General features: G+C 61.5%; 14 protein-coding genes. 7 read left to right on the forward strand and 7 right to left on the reverse strand.

The annotated features are described in order from the left end of the window. Positions 1-5 precede the first annotated feature (5 nt). Genes treS through CI807_RS20595 form a run of 3 tightly spaced genes read left to right on the forward strand, consistent with a single transcriptional unit; the run spans position 6 to position 6,820 of the window. The gene (gene treS, locus CI807_RS20585; RefSeq protein WP_095015973.1) at positions 6-3,368 is read left to right on the forward strand and encodes a maltose alpha-D-glucosyltransferase; all 3,363 of its coding nucleotides are present in this window, start codon (positions 6-8) and stop codon (positions 3,366-3,368) included. Next, the gene (gene glgB / locus CI807_RS20590; RefSeq protein ID WP_095015974.1) at positions 3,365-5,602 is read left to right on the forward strand and encodes a 1,4-alpha-glucan branching protein GlgB; all 2,238 of its coding nucleotides are present in this window, start codon (positions 3,365-3,367) and stop codon (positions 5,600-5,602) included. The genes treS and glgB overlap by 4 nt, the downstream gene beginning before the upstream one ends. A gap of 51 nt (positions 5,603-5,653) precedes the next feature. Next, the gene (locus tag CI807_RS20595; RefSeq protein WP_016980332.1) at positions 5,654-6,820 is read left to right on the forward strand and encodes a diguanylate cyclase; all 1,167 of its coding nucleotides are present in this window, start codon (positions 5,654-5,656) and stop codon (positions 6,818-6,820) included. 3 nt (positions 6,821-6,823) lie between these two features. Here the strand turns inward: CI807_RS20595 and CI807_RS20600 are convergent, their stop codons facing one another. The 3 genes from CI807_RS20600 to CI807_RS20610 all read right to left on the reverse strand — a co-directional run bounded on the left by CI807_RS20600 (position 6,824) and on the right by CI807_RS20610 (position 11,304). Continuing rightward, entirely contained in the window at positions 6,824-9,004 is a 2,181-nt protein-coding gene (locus tag CI807_RS20600; RefSeq protein WP_095015975.1) for an ATP-binding protein, read from the reverse strand. Positions 9,005-9,156: 152 nt separating this feature from the next. Beyond that, positions 9,157-10,008 carry a CAP domain-containing protein gene (locus CI807_RS20605; RefSeq protein WP_095015976.1) on the reverse strand — a complete coding sequence of 284 codons (852 nt, stop codon included), beginning with the start codon at positions 10,006-10,008 and terminating at the stop codon, positions 9,157-9,159. An 81-nt stretch (positions 10,009-10,089) separates the two neighbouring features. Continuing rightward, a complete protein-coding gene (locus tag CI807_RS20610; protein WP_095015977.1) occupies positions 10,090-11,304 on the reverse strand; it encodes an MFS transporter in 1,215 nt (404 codons plus the stop codon). Positions 11,305-11,417: 113 nt separating this feature from the next. On the opposite strand from CI807_RS20610, the gene CI807_RS20615 reads away from it, so the two are divergent. Further along, complete coding sequence (locus CI807_RS20615; RefSeq protein WP_095015978.1) at positions 11,418-12,326, forward strand: LysR family transcriptional regulator; 909 nt, start codon at positions 11,418-11,420, stop codon at positions 12,324-12,326. Between the two features lie 20 nt (positions 12,327-12,346). After that, complete coding sequence (locus CI807_RS20620; RefSeq protein ID WP_095015979.1) at positions 12,347-13,015, forward strand: GNAT family N-acetyltransferase; 669 nt, start codon at positions 12,347-12,349, stop codon at positions 13,013-13,015. A 20-nt stretch (positions 13,016-13,035) separates the two neighbouring features. Here CI807_RS20620 and CI807_RS20625 read toward each other — a convergent pair whose 3' ends face one another. Then, positions 13,036-13,413 (reverse strand): hypothetical protein, encoded by a 378-nt coding sequence (locus CI807_RS20625; protein ID WP_016980326.1) that lies wholly within the window; start codon positions 13,411-13,413, stop codon positions 13,036-13,038. Positions 13,414-13,524: 111 nt separating this feature from the next. Continuing rightward, on the reverse strand, positions 13,525-14,118 hold the full coding sequence (locus CI807_RS20630; protein WP_095015980.1) for a TetR/AcrR family transcriptional regulator: 594 nt from the start codon (positions 14,116-14,118) through the stop codon (positions 13,525-13,527). 69 nt (positions 14,119-14,187) lie between these two features. Here CI807_RS20630 and CI807_RS20635 point away from each other — a divergent pair, with 69 nt between their 5' ends. Next, positions 14,188-14,787, forward strand: a complete 600-nt coding sequence (locus CI807_RS20635) for an NAD(P)H-dependent oxidoreductase (protein WP_095015981.1) — start codon at positions 14,188-14,190, stop codon at positions 14,785-14,787. A 68-nt stretch (positions 14,788-14,855) separates the two neighbouring features. After that, on the forward strand, positions 14,856-15,119 hold the full coding sequence (locus CI807_RS20640; RefSeq protein ID WP_095015982.1) for a hypothetical protein: 264 nt from the start codon (positions 14,856-14,858) through the stop codon (positions 15,117-15,119). Positions 15,120-15,166: 47 nt separating this feature from the next. On the opposite strand, the gene CI807_RS20645 is transcribed toward CI807_RS20640, so the two are convergent. Both CI807_RS20645 and CI807_RS20650 read right to left on the reverse strand, forming a co-directional pair. Then, on the reverse strand, positions 15,167-15,553 hold the full coding sequence (locus CI807_RS20645; RefSeq protein ID WP_095015983.1) for a hypothetical protein: 387 nt from the start codon (positions 15,551-15,553) through the stop codon (positions 15,167-15,169). A 32-nt stretch (positions 15,554-15,585) separates the two neighbouring features. Next, complete coding sequence (locus CI807_RS20650; RefSeq protein ID WP_095015984.1) at positions 15,586-16,842, reverse strand: 3-phosphoshikimate 1-carboxyvinyltransferase; 1,257 nt, start codon at positions 16,840-16,842, stop codon at positions 15,586-15,588. Positions 16,843-17,106: the final 264 nt, after the last annotated feature.

The raw sequence follows: 17,106 nt of genomic DNA on the forward strand, positions 1-17,106 counted from the left end.
TTCCAATGGCGAAGAAACCCAACGCTGCCACCTTCATCAAAGACCCGCTCTGGTACAAGGATGCGGTGATCTACCAGGTTCACGTTAAATCCTATTTCGACTCCAATAACGACGGTATCGGTGATTTTCCAGGCCTGATCGCCAAGCTCGACTACATCGCGGACCTGGGCGTGAACACCATCTGGTTGTTGCCGTTCTACCCCTCGCCACGTCGCGACGATGGCTACGACATTGCCGAATACCGTGGCGTGCACAGCGATTACGGGACCATGGCCGACGCCAAGCGTTTCATCGCTGAGGCGCACAAACGTGGGCTGCGGGTGATCACCGAACTGGTGATCAACCACACCTCCGACCAGCACCCTTGGTTCCAGCGCGCACGCAAGGCCAAGCCGGGTTCGGCGGCGCGGGACTTCTATGTGTGGTCGGATGACGACCAGAAATACGACGGCACGCGCATCATTTTCCTCGATACCGAGAAGTCCAACTGGACCTGGGACCCAGTCGCCGGCCAATACTTCTGGCACCGTTTCTACTCCCACCAGCCCGACCTCAACTTCGACAACCCACAGGTGATGAAAGCCGTGTTGTCGGTGATGCGCTACTGGCTGGACATGGGCATCGACGGCCTGCGCCTCGACGCCATCCCGTACCTGATCGAGCGTGACGGTACTAACAACGAAAACCTGCCCGAAACCCACGATGTGCTCAAGCAGATCCGCGCCGAAATCGACGCCCATTACCCGGACCGCATGTTGCTGGCCGAAGCCAACCAGTGGCCGGAAGACACTCAGCTCTACTTTGGTGAAAAAAAGGGCGACGACGGCGATGAATGCCACATGGCCTTCCATTTCCCGCTGATGCCGCGCATGTACATGGCCCTGGCCCAGGAAGATCGTTTCCCGATCACCGACATCCTACGGCAGACCCCGGAGATTCCAGCCAACTGCCAATGGGCGATCTTCCTGCGCAACCACGATGAACTGACCCTGGAAATGGTCACCGACAAGGAACGCGACTACCTGTGGAACTACTACGCCGCTGACCGCCGCGCGCGGATCAACCTGGGCATTCGTCGCCGTCTCGCGCCCTTGATGGAGCGTGATCGTCGTCGTGTCGAGTTGCTCAACAGCCTGTTGCTGTCGATGCCCGGCACGCCGACCCTGTACTACGGCGATGAAATCGGCATGGGCGATAACATCTACCTCGGCGACCGCGATGGCGTGCGTACCCCTATGCAGTGGTCCATCGACCGCAACGGCGGCTTCTCCCGCGCCGATCCGGCCAGCCTGGTACTGCCGCCGATCATGGACCCGCAGTACGGCTATCAATCGGTGAATGTCGAGACTCAGGCCCAAGACCCGCATTCGCTGCTGAACTGGACCCGGCGCATGCTGGCCGTGCGTAAGCAATCCAAGGCATTTGGCCGTGGCAGCTTGAAAATGCTCTCGCCGAGCAACCGCCGCATCCTGGCTTATACCCGTGAATTCACCGGCGAAGACGGGCGCAACGAGATCATCCTCTGCGTGGCCAACGTGTCGCGCAGTGCCCAGGCGGCCGAGTTGGACCTGTCGGCGTTTGCGGGCATGGTTCCGGTGGAGATGCTGGGCGGGAATGCCTTCCCGCCCATCGGCCAGCTTAATTTCCTGCTGACCCTGGCGCCTTATGGCTTTTATTGGTTTGTGTTGGCGCCGGAAAACCAGATGCCGAGCTGGCACGTGGAACCCGCCCAGAGCATGCCGGACTTCACTACATTGGTATTGAAAAAACGCATGGAAGAACTGCTGGACGAACCGTGCCGCACCTCGTTGGAACAGGCGGTGTTGCCGACCTGGTTGCTCAAACGCCGTTGGTTCGCCGGCAAGGACACGGCCATCGACAGCGTGCGCATTGCCTACGGCGTGCGCTTTGGCGATCCACAGCATCCGGTTTTGCTCAGCGAGCTTGAAGTGATGGCCGGTGGCCAGGTCAGCCGTTATCAGTTGCCGTTCGGCTTCCTCAGTGAAGACCAGTTCACCAGCGCCTTGCCGCAGCAATTGGCCCTGGCCCGTGTACGCCGAGTGCGTCAGGTGGGGTTGGTGACCGATGCCTTTAGCCTCGAACACTTTATCCGCGCCGTCATCCAGGGTTTGCAGGCGGGCACCGTGCTCAACACCAGCGAAGGCGAGCTGCGCTTTGCTGCGACGCCTCACTTGGCCAAGCTGCAACTGACGGATGAGTCCGAGGTGCGTTACCTGTCTGCCGAGCAATCCAACAGTTCGGTGGTCGTGGGTGAAAGCCTGGTGCTCAAACTGATCCGCAAAGTCGCTTCCGGCGTGCACCCGGAACTGGAAATGAGCGCCTACCTGACCGAAGCTGGCTACCCCAACATCTCGCCGCTACTGGGCTCGATGGTGCGCCATGATGCCGAAGGGCAGGACAACCTGCTGATGATTGCCCAGGGCTACCTGAGCAACCAGGGCGACGCCTGGAGCTGGACCCAGAACAACCTGGAACGCGCGATCCGCGATGAGCTGGCTGAAGCCATCTCCGAGCAGGAGCAGCATTACAACGCCCTTGGCGAGCTGGCGGACTTCGCCGGTCTGCTCGGCCAGCGCCTGGGCGAAATGCACCTAGTGCTCGGCGCCAAGACCACCAATAAAGACTTCAAGCCAGAGGTCACCAGCGCCAAGGACACCCTGGCCTGGGCCAAGGACGTCGGCGCGCAACTGGACCGCGCGTTGCAGTTGCTCAAACTTCATCAAAGCCAGTTGAACCCGGCCGATCAAGCGCTGGTCAGTGAATTGCTGGCGCAGAAAAAAGCCATTGCCGGTCATGTGCAGGCCCTGGCGAAGGCCACGGCAGGCGGCTTGCGCATTCGGGTGCATGGTGACTTGCACTTGGGCCAGGTGCTGGTGGTGAAAGGCGATGCCTATCTGATCGATTTTGAAGGCGAACCGGCGCGGCCCTTGCACGAGCGCCGGGGCAAGCACAGCCCGTATAAAGATGTGAGCGGCGTGTTGCGCTCCTTCGACTACGCGGCAGCCATGGCCTTGAATGTGCAAGGGGTGGACCATTCGTCCGAAGCGGACCAAGCGCGCAAACGCGTCACCGACCGCTATCTGAAAGAAGCACGCCAGGCATTTATCCAGGCTTATCAGTCAGCTACGTCTACACTGGCGCATGACTGGCAGGATGCCAAAGGCCAGGACGCCGCGCTGACGTTGTTCAGCCTGGAGAAGGCCGCGTACGAAGTGGCCTACGAAGCGGAGAACCGCCCAACGTGGTTGCCGGTGCCCTTGCAAGGGTTGCACGGTTTACTGAGCGGGATTGCTTCTATAAAGGAAGCATCTATATCTAAAACTGCACGCGGTGGGGAGACGTCATGAGCTTTACACATAAAGAACCGCTGCAACCGAAGTTGACTGCATTGCCGGCGTCCAAGGACGTCGAAGCGCTGGTACGCGCCGAACATCACGACCCTTTCTCGATTCTTGGGCCACACGATGATGATCACGGCGGCCAGTTTATCCGTGCATTTCTGCCGGAGGCCTTGAGTGTCCAGGTACTGGCCCGCGATAGCGGCGAGCAGATCGGCAGCCTGGACGCGACCCAGGTGCCAGGCCTGTTTGTCGGGCACTTTCACACGCGCCAGGCTTACCTGCTGAAAATCCAGTGGGCCGGTGGCGAGCAAGTCACCGAAGACCCTTACAGCTTCCAGCAACTGTTGCTGGGTGAAATGGACTTGTACCTGTTCGCCGAAGGCAATCACCGCGACCTCGGCAGTTGCCTGGGCGCTCAGGTAACCAGTGTCGACGGCGTGCAAGGTGTGCGCTTTGCCGTGTGGGCACCGAATGCGCGGCGCGTGTCGGTGGTGGGCGATTTCAATATCTGGGATGGGCGTCGGCATCCGATGCGTCTGCGCCATCCTTCCGGCGTGTGGGAGATCTTTATCCCACGCCTGCAACCGGGCGCGGCCTACAAGTACGAAGTGCTCGGCGCCAATGGGATCCTGCCGCTCAAGGCCGACCCCGTGGCGTTGGCCACTCAATTGCCGCCGGACACGGCGTCAAAAGTCGCCGAGCCCTTGCAGGTGGATTGGCAGGACCACGAATGGATGCAGTCGCGGGTCGAGAAGCAGAAGACCACCGCGCCGTTGTCGATCTATGAATTGCACGTGGGTTCCTGGCAGGCCGAACTGGACGAAGCGGGCGAAGTGGCGCGCCAATACAACTGGCGCGAATTGGCCGAGCGCCTGATTCCCTATGTGCAGCAGTTGGGCTTCACCCATATCGAGCTGATGCCGATCATGGAGCACCCGTTCGGCGGCTCCTGGGGCTATCAGGCCTTGTCTCAGTTCGCACCGACGGCACGCTTCGGTTCGCCGCAGGATTTCGCCTATTTCGTCAACGCGCTGCACCAGGCGGATATCGGCGTGATCCTTGACTGGGTGCCGGCGCATTTCCCCACCGACACCCACGGCCTGGCGCAATTCGACGGCACGGCGCTGTACGAGTACGCCAACCCGCTGGAAGGTTTCCATCAGGATTGGGACACGCTGATCTACAACCTGGGGCGCACCGAAGTGCATGGCTTCATGCTCGCCTCGGCCTTGCACTGGCTCAAACACTTCCATATCGACGGGTTGCGTGTGGATGCCGTGGCCTCGATGCTCTACCGCGACTATTCACGCAAAGCCGGCGAATGGGTGCCGAATCGCCATGGCGGCCGCGAAAACCTGGAAGCCATCGATTTCCTGCGTCACCTCAACGATGTGGTCGCCATCGAGGCGCCTGGCGCCCTGGTGATCGCCGAAGAATCCACCGCCTGGCCCGGCGTCAGCCAGCCGACCCAGCAGGGCGGCCTGGGCTTCAACTACAAATGGAACATGGGCTGGATGCACGATTCGCTGCATTACATCCAGCAGGACCCGGTGTACCGCGCCCATCATCACAACGAGTTGAGTTTCGGCCTGGTCTACGCCTGGTCCGAGCGTTTTATCCTGCCGATCTCCCATGATGAAGTGGTGCACGGCAAGCATTCGCTGATCGACAAGATGCCTGGCGACCGTTGGCAGAAGTTCGCCAACCTGCGTGCTTACCTGGCATTCATGTGGATGCACCCCGGCAAAAAACTGTTGTTCATGGGGTGCGAATTCGGCCAATGGCGCGAGTGGAACCATGATCAGCAACTGGATTGGTATCTGCTGCAGTACGCCGAGCACAAAGGCGTGCAGAAGCTGGTGGGCGACCTCAATCGCCTATACCGCGAAGAACCCGCCCTGCATGAACAGGACGATGCGCCCCAAGGCTTCCAGTGGCTGATCGGTGACGACGCGATCAACAGCGTCTACGCCTGGCTGCGCTGGAGCAAGGACGGCAGGCCGGTGCTGGTGGTGGCCAACTTCACCCCGGTGCCGCGCGAGGGCTATAAAGTCGGCGTGCCGTTCAGCGGGCGCTGGAGCGAGGTGATCAACAGTGACGCCGACATGTACGCAGGCTCCAACTACGGGAATGGAGGCGAGGTATTTACCCAGGACGAGCCGCACCATGGGCAGGCGGTATCGCTGTCGTTGAATCTGCCGCCACTGGGCGTGCTGATTCTGCGCCCGGAACCGCTTTAAAGGCTCTACTGTGCTGGATTCTGTTGTCCGCACTACTGGCAGGGTGCCACAATGGCGCCTTTGTCGTGGCAGTCGAATCGGGCGAATTTCATGAATGGCCTTGGGCGTGGGCAGGACCAGGATTGCTTTATAGAGGAGCAGGTGCGGACCGATCGTTTGCACCAGCTATTCCGGCAGTCATTTGCTGCGATTTTCGGCAGTTACCTGGCCGCGGTGATGCTGTGCTGGCTGTGCTGGGATCGGTTTGACCATCAGGTCATCCTGGTCTGGCTGGTGGTATTGGCGGTGACTTCCCTGGTTCGCATCAAGATGTTCATGGAGTGGTTCCGCTGCCCCAATGCCGAACGTACGCCGGACCGTTGGGAGCGCCGCTACTGGGTCACGTTGATGCTGTCTGCCGCAACCTGGGGAATCGGAGCGTTGGCGGTCATGCCTACCGATGATCGGTTGTCCCAGGTGCTGGTGATGCTGTTTACCGTGGGCATGTCGGTCAGCGCCGTGTCCTGTTATTCGGCTTATCGCTATATGACGCTGGCCTCCATGGCCGTAGTACTGTTGCCGTGCACGCTGTGGTTGCTGTTCCAGCCGTCCTCGATGCAAGTGGGCGTCGCCATTGCCGTCCTGGTGTTCTCCACCTTTGTGGTCAGCGCCACGCGCAAGCTGTCGGATGCCTTGGAAAAGGCCTTCCGCCTGACTCGCCAGATGGAGCGTGCCCACAATATTTCCACCCGCGCCGCACAGACCGACGAACTCACCGGCCTGATGAACCGCCGTGCCTTCTTCGAACATGCCCAGGTGCTGTACGCACAATGCCGTCACAATCGTCAGCCGCTGTGTGCGTTGATGATGGACATGGACCACTTCAAGGAAATCAACGACACCTACGGCCACCAGGCGGGTGATCAGGTGCTGCGCCAAATTGGTGGGGTGATCAGCGCCTCATTCCGCCAGGCCGACGTGTACGGGCGCTTGGGCGGCGAGGAATTTGCGGTGTTGTTGCCCAATACGTCGCTGGAAACCGCGCGGGACATTGCCGAGCAGTTGATCAAGGCCATCTCGGGCCTGGCCTCCGAGCCGGTGCATGGCTTGACCGCCAGCCTCGGCGTCGCGTCCACCCACACCCAGGATCAGGACTTGCACGGCCTGATGAACACGGCTGACAAGGCGCTGTATCGGGCCAAGGCCCAGGGGCGTAATCAGGTGGCGGTGGCCGAATAGGACTCAGGGCATCGCCTTGGCGAGCGCGCGGGCAACCTGGTCGGCGGAGTAGGGCTTGGGCAGGAACTCAAACCCTTCATAACCACTCTCGGCCAGTTCCTCGCTGTAGCCTGAGGTGAGCACCACCGGCAAATCCGGGCGCCGTTGGCGCAGCACCTTGGCCATGGCCACGCCGGTCATGCCAGGCATCACCACATCGGAAAATACCCCATCGAATGCCAGGGCATCCGTGCCGGCCACCGCCAGTGCCTGTTCCGCGTCGGTAGCCCATGTGGTCCGGTAACCGAGGTCCTGCAGGATCTGGTTCGCGAAGCGGCCCACTTCCAGATTGTCTTCCACGATCAGGATATGGCGCTGTGCCGTGTCGGGGATCGGCGTCAGGTCTTCCTGAAGAGGCTCATGGGACAGCACCTGGGGCGCGACCTGCGGCAGGTACAAGGTAAATACGGTGCCTTGTCCCAGTTCGCTGGCTACGTCGACGTTGCCACCGGATTGCTTGGCAAAGCCAAATACCTGGGATAACCCCAGCCCAGTGCCTTTGCCCACGGCTTTGGTGGTAAAGAACGGTTCAAAAATGCGTTCGACTGTTTCGCCGGGAATACCGCTGCCGGTGTCGGTCAGGGCGATGCTCACAAAAGGTTGGCGGCTTTCCTCGTCGCCCCGGATACGCGGCATGGTGTCCACCGGGGCCACGTGCAAGGTGAGGGTGCCTTGCCCGTCCATGGCGTCCCGGGCGTTCAAGGCGATATTGATCAACGCGGTTTCAAACTGGCTGGCGTCGACGCGCACATGGCAAGGACGCTCGGGCAAGTGCACCTGTACATGGATGCGCGCGCCGGTGACGCTTTCGAGCATTTCGCCGATGTTCTTGACCCGCAGACCTGCATCGAAGACTTCCGGGTTGAGCGGCTGGCGTCGGGCGAAAGCGAGCAGTTGGCTGGTGAGTTTGCTGGCGCGCTCGACGGTGTCGGAAACGGCGCTCATATAGCGTTGGCGCCGTTCCTCGGACAACCCCGGTTGGCGCAGGAAGTCCACCGAGGAGCGGATGATGGTCAGCAAGTTGTTGAAGTCATGGGCCACGCCGCCGGTCAATTGGCCGATGGCTTCCAGCTTCTGGGACTGGCGCAACGCCGCTTCCGTCTGGGTGAGGGCGAGAGTGCGCTCCTGCACCCGTTGTTCCAGGGTGGCATTGAGCTCGGTGAACGCCGCCAGGCCCTCGCGTACGGCGGCGTCGGCGCGGACCCGCTCGATATGCGCCCAGGAACGCTCGGTGACTTCCCCGACCAGCGCCAAGTCGTAGGGCGACCAGACGCGTGCCGTCTTGTGGTGCACCGCCATCAACGCGGTCAGGCGGCCATCCTTGATCAGCGGGAAGCAGACGGTCGCCAGCGCGCCCAGGGCTTGGTAGCTGGCGGCTTCCTCCGGCGGGAATTCGACGCGGTTGTCCTGCACCACCAGCGGTTCTCCGGCACGCAGTTGTTGCACGGCCCGCGCGCCGAATGACGCCAGGCTGTAGTGGCCGACGATGCTCGGTGAGCCCGGCGCGGCCCAGTTGCCTCGAATAGTGAAGCCGTCTTCATCGGCATCCATGTCGGCGTAGGCGCAATTGGAGACGTGCAGGTGCTCGGCCAACAGGCGCGTGGTGGTGGACATGATGCTTTCGGCGTCAGTGGCATTGGCCACGGCGCTACCCACGGCGTCCAGCACCACCAGGCGGCGGTTGAGGAACACGGTGGCGGTGGTTTCGGTGACGGTATCCAGCATCCCGACAACCTTGCCCTCGGGATCGCGGATAGGGCTGTAGCAAAAGGTGAAATAGGCTTGTTCGAGGCCAGCGCCGCGCTCGATCAGCAGGGGGAAATTCTCGATATAGGTGGCATGCCCCTCAAACGCCGCAGTGGCGATGGGACCCACGTCGGCCCAGACTTCACGCCACACCTCATTGAATGGACGACCCAGTGCAAAAGGTTTGTCGCCCAGGATCGGAATGAATGCGTCGTTGTACAACGTGGTCAGGTGAGGCCCCCAAATGATTGATTGTGGGAAGCTCGAGGCAAAACACAACGCTACGGTGGTCTTGAGCACATCCGGCCACTGCTCCAGCGGCCCCAGAGGCGTACTCGTCCAATCATGCTGGCGAACCCGCTCAGCCATGTCGCTGCTGCTTTGCAGCCAATTCATCATTGCCAGAACACCTTGTTTGCCACGGTCTGTTTAACGCCTGAAAGGGGCGGCCCAACAAGCAACAGACCGGAATGCCCGCTGGCAGTTCAGCGGGATTATCGCGGTGATAGCAATTTGACGCACTATCCATTTGAGTGGATCGGCATGTGGGCCTACTGGGCGCCAAAAACTCCCGTCCAGTAAATTCCTGCATCGCTCTTCGGGTCCATGGCATAGGCCGCGCCCAACTCACGAAATTGCGGGTTCATCAGGTTGGCACAATGGCCCGGACTGGCAAGCCAACCGTCGACCACTTTGCGTGGTGTATCCAGACCGGCGGCGATGTTTTCGCCGATGTTCTTCGCAATATACCCAGCCAGTTCGGCTCGATCCCCAGGCGTGCGGCCGTCGTGGTCGAGGTGATCGAAGAAATTACCGTTGGCCATGTTGCGTGTGTGGCTGTTGGCGGCGCCAGCGAGGTCGTCGTTCCAGGACAAGGGCGTGGTGGCCGTGAACGTCTGGGTGCCGCACTGGCGTGGTTGCGACCGCGCGGTGTTGACCAGGTTGAGCAGTTGCTTGCCTTCAGTCTGCCAATCGCCGAGGCCACTGGTGAGCAACGGGCGGGCGAGCACGATGCGCCAGTCCTGGCCGCTGTTGCTCACGCCGATATCGACAAATTGCGGGTCCAGCACCACGCGGCAGAAGCTTTCGCGCACCGCCTTCATGGCCGCTTGGGCATCCTTGGGCCCCGACAGGCTGATGGCCTGCACATTGACCATCGGGTACGCGGCCCGCGCCAGCGCCTGCTGCAGGTCGCCGACATTGGTGGCCGGCAGCACCAGCCGCGTGTCGCTGGCCAATGGCGGCAGTTCCTGGGAACCCTGGTCGCCGCAGCGTTGCACCTGGCTGCGGTATTGGTTGATCTGTTGTACCAACTGACTTTCTTCATTCGCCATCGCGCTGGCGCAGAACACCGTAGTGGCGGCCAGCGTCGTAAGACCCATCATCAATGACAGAACGCGCATGGACGTTACCCTTGAGCTTGAAAGTGCCCATGATGCGCGATGTAACCCGGTCTGGTGCAACGCCTTTTTTGTTTTTTTGCCTCAATGGGTGTTCTGCAGGGGGTTGAAGGCACTGAATCGGCGCCATGCCATCACCCATGCCAGCAGGATCAAGGCCAGTGCGACGCCGAACGTTGCATGCAGGCCATAGGCCACGGATTGGGGGAGCGCACGGGTGACATCCGGGCTGGCCCAGGCGAACACCGCGCCCAGCGCCCAGGCGCCGACAATCAGCCCGAGGTTGCGTGACAGGTTCAACAGGCCCGAGACCGTGCCACGCCGCGCGGCCTCCACATCGCTCATCACAGCGGTGTTGTTGGCGGCCTGGAACAGGCTGTAACCCGTGGTCAGGATCACCAGTGCGCTCAGGTAGGCGAACAGACCCGAAGCGCAGGACAACAGCAGCGCACCACAGGCCATCAGGCCCAGGCCGGCCAGTGTCACGCGCGAGCTGCCGAGGCGGTCGGTGAGCCTGCCGGCGGGGACGCCGCTGATGGCCGCGACACAGGGCCCGACTGCCATGGCCAGGCCCATCCATTCGGGATCGAGTCCCAGGCCTCGGGACAAATAGAACGGTCCGACCACAAAAGTGGCCATGATCACGGCGGCGACCAAGGCACTCATGACCAGGCCGGTGAGCAACGACGCATCTTTTAGTGATGCCCGGAAACTTGAGCCGTCGCGGGATGCCACGCGGGGTCGGTCAACTGGCAGATAGCGGTAGGCTAGGGCGACGGCCACCCCTGCCAATGGCATGCCTATCAGGAAAATCGCGCGCCAGCCCCACACACTCAGCAACACACCGCCAACACTGGGGCCCATTGCAGTGCCGACGGCGGACATCGTGCCCAGTAAACCCATCACGCGGCCGGTACGCTCCTTGGTCACGGTGTCTGCGACCATGCCGAGGGCCATCGCCATCATCACGGCTGCGCCGAGGCCTTGCAGTACGCGTGCTGCAACCAGCCACGCAAGGGACGGCGCCAAGCCGCACAACCCGCACGCGACGGCGAACAGTAGCAACCCGGCAAGCAACAATCGCCGCCGTCCAAACCGGTCTCCGAGGCGTCCGGCACTCACTATCACCGCCGTGATCGCCAACAGGTAAGCCAGCACCACCCACTGCACCGCGTGGAAAGAAGCATCAAACGCCCGCGTCAGGCTGGGCAGGCCAACATTGGCAATGCTGGTACCCAGCGAGGCCAGCAGCATGGACAGGGATAGACTGATGAGGCTGCCGCGTGGGGAGTGCTGCATGGGTAATTCCTTGAATGAAGAGAACTGTCACAAATCTACGGCGCGGCCTACCATGGCGGAAGACGCATGGATTGCAGTTAATAGATGCATGTAACGCCTTATAAGGAGCGCGGATGCCCGATCTCAACCTGCTGATCACCTTGGATGTGCTGCTCGCCGAAGGCAGTGTCGCCGCTGCGGCCAAACGCCTGCGCCTCAGCCCTTCGGCCATGAGCCGTGCCCTGGCCCGTTTGCGCGAGACCACCGGCGACCCCTTGCTGGTACGCGCCGGTCGCGGCCTGGTGCCCACGCCCAGGGCGGTGGCGTTGCGTGAGCAGGTCAGCCGCTTGGTGCAAGAGGCCAATGCTGTGCTGCGTCCCGTGCAATCCCTGGACATGGCCCAGGTGGCGCGCACCTTTACCCTGCGCACCAGCGAAGAGTTCGTCGAAAATTTCGGCCCGGCATTGCTGGCGCGTATCGCGCAGGACGCGCCCGGCGTGCGCCTGCGCTTCATCAACAAAATCGACAAGGACAGCACCTTGCTGCGTGAGGGCAGCGTCGACCTGGAAACCGGCGTGGTCGACCCCACCGCCAGCCCGGAAGTGCTGACCCAGGCGCTGTTTCGCGATCGCTTGGTGGGGGTGGTACGCAGTGGGCATCCTCTCAGCCGAGGTGGCGTCAGCGTCGAGCGGTATGCCGCAGGCCAGCACGTCTACGTCTCCCGGCGCGGCCAGGACCGCGGCCAGATCGACGACGCGCTCGAAGCCCAGGGCCTCACGCGCCAGATCAATACCGTCGTCGCCGGTTTCGCCACAGCCATCGCGCTAGCCCGCGACACCGACCTGATCGCCAGCGTGCCGGAACGCTACATCGCCCACCAACGGCAAGGCCTGCACAGCTTCGCATTGCCGCTGGCGTTGCCCGCCTTCACCGTGTCGATGCTCTGGCACCCCAGGCTGGACGCTGATCTGGCCCATCGCTGGTTGCGCGGATGTTTGCGTGAGGTGTGCGGGCTGCAACAGGTACAATCGCCGCTGCCTTGACGCTAAACCCAGGAATTTGCATGTTCAGCCTTACCCGCTACACCACACCGTGCCCCGAGCCCATCAATGCTCAGATCCTGCAGATGGTGGTGGACAACCTCACCGACATCAGCAGCGTGGCGCTGCCGCCGAGCAACCTGCTGTACAACATCTACCAGTACGCTATTGGCTTTGAGGTGCACCTGTACCTGGAGGCGCTGAATGGTGCCAAGGGCATTGCCGTCGAGTTGGTGGTGGCGATGGAAGAGGACAAGCTGATCGGCTTTTGCCTGTACCTGCCGGTGAAGGATGACCCGCAAGCCTGCGGCATCGCGTTCATGGCGGTGCAGCTTGGCCACCGGCGCCAGGGTGTGGCACGTGCAATGATGGGTGACGTACTGAGCCGTTATCCCCATGCGGAATTGGCGTGTTCAGTGGAGAAAGTGCCGGCGTTCGAAGCCATGGGCTTCCAAGTGCGCGGCGCGCGGGGCACCCAGGTGCTGATGAACACACGGGACTACGGCACGGACGGCTTGATGGGCGTGCTGGATGTGGCGGCGATCTACAGCTCATTGGAGGTGCGGCAGATTCATACCTACCTGCTGCAAAAACATGGCAAGCGCGCCATGGTGGATGCCGAGAAACAGCGGGATCGGCATCTTGATCAACTGGCGCACAAGGTACAGGTGTTTATGCAGAAGCGGGGCTGAACGACAGCCCCGCACTGACCTCATGGCTTGGCCAGGTTCCAGTTACCGCCAACCCCGTCACCGGTGATGTCGCCCGGCTTGCTGTCCTTGACCCAGGTGTACAGCGCCTGGCCCTTGTAGGCCCACTGCTTGCTGCCGTCGTCACGGGTGATCACGGTGTAGCCGTCAGCATCCTTCGCCGCTGCCGAGGCGGTGAACGCCGGCCAGTTGGCCAGGCACTGGCCGTTGCACACGGATTTGCCGGCGCTGTCTTTGGCGAAGGTGTAGAGGGTCATGCCTTTGCTGTCCACCAGCACTTTGCCCTTGGCGCTGTCGGCCACCTTGGCCGGGGCGGCGAAGGCCATGGAGGAGGCGCAGGCGATGACGACGGCAGCCGCGAGGGAGAATTTTTTCAGCATGACGAACTCCTGGTATTTATAGGTTTGAGTACTGGCGTTGTGCTGTATTCACACGCCGTACTCAGGTAAACACCCGCCGCGCCGGTTTATTCCTCACCCGTCAGAAATTATTTAAACGCGGCCACGATTGACCATCGCCAGAATGGTTGCCAACAACTCCTGCTGCGCCTCTTCGCGACTGATCTCAGCACTGGCCGCTGCCTGGGACAGCGCCTCCGCCGCCCCCAACATGCCGCGCAGCCCTGCCTGGGAGAGGCGGCCAAAGGGCGACAGCGCGTCACGGCATTTGTCGAGGAAGATCGCCTCGTACTGGCGCTTGAGGGCTTCCAGTTCCGGCGAACTGCTGAGGGCTGCAATCACCCCCGGGATTTCCCGACCCTGCAACAGCACGCAGTCCACATAGGACGCGGCGATCACCCAGGCACGGTCGTCAAGGGTTGCGCTGCTGGCCGCGATGGCGCTGGCAAAAACCTGGTCCTGACGCGCATCGAAATCTTCATACAACGCGGCCAGCAACCCGGCGCGGGTGACGAAATGGTCATAGACCACCGGCTTGGTCACGCCCGCCAACTCCGCCAGGCGGCCGAGTGTGAGGGCTTCGGTGCCTTCATCGCGCACCAGTTGCCAGGCCACGTCCAACAGTTGGCGCAGGCGATCTTCGCGGGACAGGCGACGACGAGGAGCAGGGGACGCTGTGCTTGACATGCTTATATACCAAAAGTAACTTACTAATCGTAACTTAAGCCCAGCGTAACCTCTCAGGGAGTCATTGTCATGCACGCACTCATCGTTGTTGCTCACCACGACCCGCAATCCCTCACCCACAGCGTGGCCGCCCAGGTCGCCGCCGGCCTTGCTGCGTCGGGCCACACCTTCGAAATGGCCGACATCGCCGCCGAAGGGTTCGACCCGCGCTATAACGCCGCCGACCACCTGGTACACCGCACCCGCGCCACGCCACCGGCCGACGTGCTGGCCGAACAGGCACGCATCGACCGCGCCGACGCCCTGGTGCTGGTGTTTCCGATCTACTGGTGGTCGCTGCCGGGGCTGCTCAAAGGCTGGATCGACCGCGTATTCATCAATGGCTGGGCCATCGATTACGGTCCCGATACCCCGGTGGTGAAAAGACTGCGGCACTTGCAGGTGCATCTGCTGGCGTTGGGTGCAGCCGATGACGATGCATTTGATCGACATGGCTACGCCAAGGCGATGCGCACGCAGATCGACTACGGGATCTTCGATTACTGTGGCGCGCAGGTGGTCACGTCCGAGTTGTTGCTGGACTCCGAAAGCGGCGGGGCGCAGGCGCATTTGGAAAAGGCCAAGACCTTGGGCCTGGGTCTGTTCCAAGTCGAAACGGTCGCCGGTTGATTCAACTCATGGAACCGAAAGGTATTGGATGACCAATCAGGGAGTTCATAACCACTGGAGATTTACTGATGACTTCAATTTCTGGCATATCTGGAACCGCGTATATTGCTCCCATTATTGATACGTCCCAGGGAAAACCCACGACAGATCAAGTGAGGCAAGATCAACAAAACAATGCGAACAAAAGCCATCCATTTCCCAACGTCTCACCTGAACAACTTCAGGGCTTGAACGAGGAACAACTGAGCAGGCTCAACGAATATCCCAATATGACCTATCAACAAGTGATCGGTGGGCATGGAATGAAAGGTGCCGATAATTTTATCTGGTAACTACGTCGGTTGGTGCGGGCGCCGTGCTGATGCGCTGAGATAACTGGTTACCGTCCAAACAGATCATGTGCATCCAGCAACCGATGGGCAATCTCCGGCCGCCTCTCCATACCCTTACGGATTGCGGCCGGAATCGACAGCCGAGTCTTGCGACACAAGCCTGGCAGTTCGTCGATCACGATTTGAATCCCGCGCATGCTTTTAACTTCGGTGTGGCCGGGTGCGATATGTATGCGGATGCCCAGCTGTTGGAGCATCAAGTGTTGCATGTGTTCCAGGTCGGTCAGGCTTTGAAGATTTTCCAGGCGCTCTAGCAGCTTTTTCTCTTCCTGACGGGTCAGTTGCAGGATGCGTTGGTCTGCACCAGGAGTACCCAGCAGTTGTTCGCGCTCGCAGTCACACACAGCAGGTGGGCAGGGTTGGCGAATTGTCATGATCACTCCCTCCCCACGCGGTTGCCGACGGCTTAGTAGGTCAGTTGCACGCCCAGGCTACCCAGAGCATTCCAGTACTCAGGATAGGTCTTCCCCACGCAGTCGGGGTCCTGGATCTTAACCCCTGAGACTTTCAAACCCGCGAGGGCAAAGCACATGGCGATGCGGTGGTCGGCGTGAGTGTTGATCAGCGCGTTGCACGACGTGCCGGCCAGGGCAGGATCGCTGGCCACCAGCAAGTCGTCGCCTTCGATGGTCGCCAGGCCCGGGCGGATCTCGTTGAGGCCGTCATGCAGCGCCTGTACGCGGTCACATTCCTTGACCCGCAGGTTGGCCAGCTCGGTGAAGCGCACCGGGGTGTTGTTGAACGCGGCGAGCACCGCCAGGGTCGGGATGGCATCCTGCATCTGCGAGCCGACCACCGTCGCCTGCATGTCTGGGAACTGCGCGATCACCGCCTGGGCCTTGGCGTCCGGCTGGGTGAAGTCCTGCGCGGCCACGCCGATGTCGATGCGGCCACCGGTCAACACTTCAGCGGCCCACAGGTAGGTGGCGGCAGAGGCGTCGGGTTCGATCAGGTAGTCGTGGGCGGTGTAGCCGGTGGGGGCCACGCGCCAAGTGGTGTCGTCGACCGCTTCGACCTGGGCACCGAAGGCGCGCATGCAGTCAAGGGTCAGGTCCACGTAGCCACGAGCACCGATGTCCTTGCCGGTCAGCGCCACTTCAATCGGCGCCTCACCACAGGCGGCGAGCATCAGCAGGGCCGATACGTATTGGCTGGACAGGCCGCCGTCGATCTCGAAACGCTTGGCTTTGATTTTGCCGACGCCGTGCACGGTGACGGGTGGGCAACCGGTGGGGCTGTCGACCTGGATGCCGTTCTGGCCGAGGGTTGCCAGCAGCGGGCCGATCGGGCGTTTTTGCATGTAGTCATCGCCGTCCAGCACCACGGTGCCTTCGACCGTGGCGACGGCGGCGGTGAGGAAGCGCATGGCGGTGCCGGCGTTGCCGAGGAACAGGGGCTGTGGCGGCAGTTGCAGTTTGCCTTGGCCGGTGACGACGAAGGTGGTGTCGTCGGGTTCGTCGATGGTCACGCCCATTTGGCGCAGGGCCACGGACATGTGGCGGGTGTCGTCGCTCTTGAGCGCGCCGCTGAGGCGGCTGGTGCCTTTGGCCAGGGCGGCGAGCAGCAGGGCGCGGTTGGTAATGGATTTGGAGCCGGGGGGTGCGACCTTGCCATTGAGGGGGACGTTGGGCGGGGTGACGGTCACGGTTTTCTGCGAACTCAAGGTACAGGGCTCCTGATTCATGGCACGGGCGGCGGGCGGACCCGAATAATCAGCCAAAGCGGCGGTGCTTGTCGAGCGCGGGGTCATGGCCGCTGATATTTATTGTGTGTACATCAATCCAACTGTAGGAGCTGGCTTGCCAGCGATGGCGTTTGTTCGGTGTACATATCCGTTATTTGGGTGATTGCTGGTATTGGTTCCGCCCTTACGGCGGCTCACTTTTCAAAAGCGCAAAAGTAAGCAAAACGCTCTTGCCCCAACACT

Origin of the sequence: Pseudomonas sp. NS1(2017) (genome assembly GCF_002269425.1) — a bacterium.
In the GTDB taxonomy this organism is placed as follows: domain Bacteria; phylum Pseudomonadota; class Gammaproteobacteria; order Pseudomonadales; family Pseudomonadaceae; genus Aquipseudomonas; species Aquipseudomonas reactans.

Excerpts from the sequence above, each read along its gene's own strand:
- treS (WP_095015973.1), top strand. The coding sequence starts at position 6 with ATGGCGAAGAAACCCAACGCTGCCACCTTCATCAAAGACCCGCTCTGG.
- glgB (WP_095015974.1), top strand. The coding sequence starts at position 3,365 with ATGAGCTTTACACATAAAGAACCGCTGCAACCGAAGTTGACTGCATTG.
- CI807_RS20595 (WP_016980332.1), top strand. The coding sequence starts at position 5,654 with ATGGCGCCTTTGTCGTGGCAGTCGAATCGGGCGAATTTCATGAATGGC.
- CI807_RS20600 (WP_095015975.1), bottom strand. The coding sequence starts at position 9,004 with ATGATGAATTGGCTGCAAAGCAGCAGCGACATGGCTGAGCGGGTTCGC.
- CI807_RS20605 (WP_095015976.1), bottom strand. The coding sequence starts at position 10,008 with ATGCGCGTTCTGTCATTGATGATGGGTCTTACGACGCTGGCCGCCACT.
- CI807_RS20610 (WP_095015977.1), bottom strand. The coding sequence starts at position 11,304 with ATGCAGCACTCCCCACGCGGCAGCCTCATCAGTCTATCCCTGTCCATG.
- CI807_RS20615 (WP_095015978.1), top strand. The coding sequence starts at position 11,418 with ATGCCCGATCTCAACCTGCTGATCACCTTGGATGTGCTGCTCGCCGAA.
- CI807_RS20620 (WP_095015979.1), top strand. The coding sequence starts at position 12,347 with ATGTTCAGCCTTACCCGCTACACCACACCGTGCCCCGAGCCCATCAAT.
- CI807_RS20625 (WP_016980326.1), bottom strand. The coding sequence starts at position 13,413 with ATGCTGAAAAAATTCTCCCTCGCGGCTGCCGTCGTCATCGCCTGCGCC.
- CI807_RS20630 (WP_095015980.1), bottom strand. The coding sequence starts at position 14,118 with ATGTCAAGCACAGCGTCCCCTGCTCCTCGTCGTCGCCTGTCCCGCGAA.
- CI807_RS20635 (WP_095015981.1), top strand. The coding sequence starts at position 14,188 with ATGCACGCACTCATCGTTGTTGCTCACCACGACCCGCAATCCCTCACC.
- CI807_RS20640 (WP_095015982.1), top strand. The coding sequence starts at position 14,856 with ATGACTTCAATTTCTGGCATATCTGGAACCGCGTATATTGCTCCCATT.
- CI807_RS20645 (WP_095015983.1), bottom strand. The coding sequence starts at position 15,553 with ATGACAATTCGCCAACCCTGCCCACCTGCTGTGTGTGACTGCGAGCGC.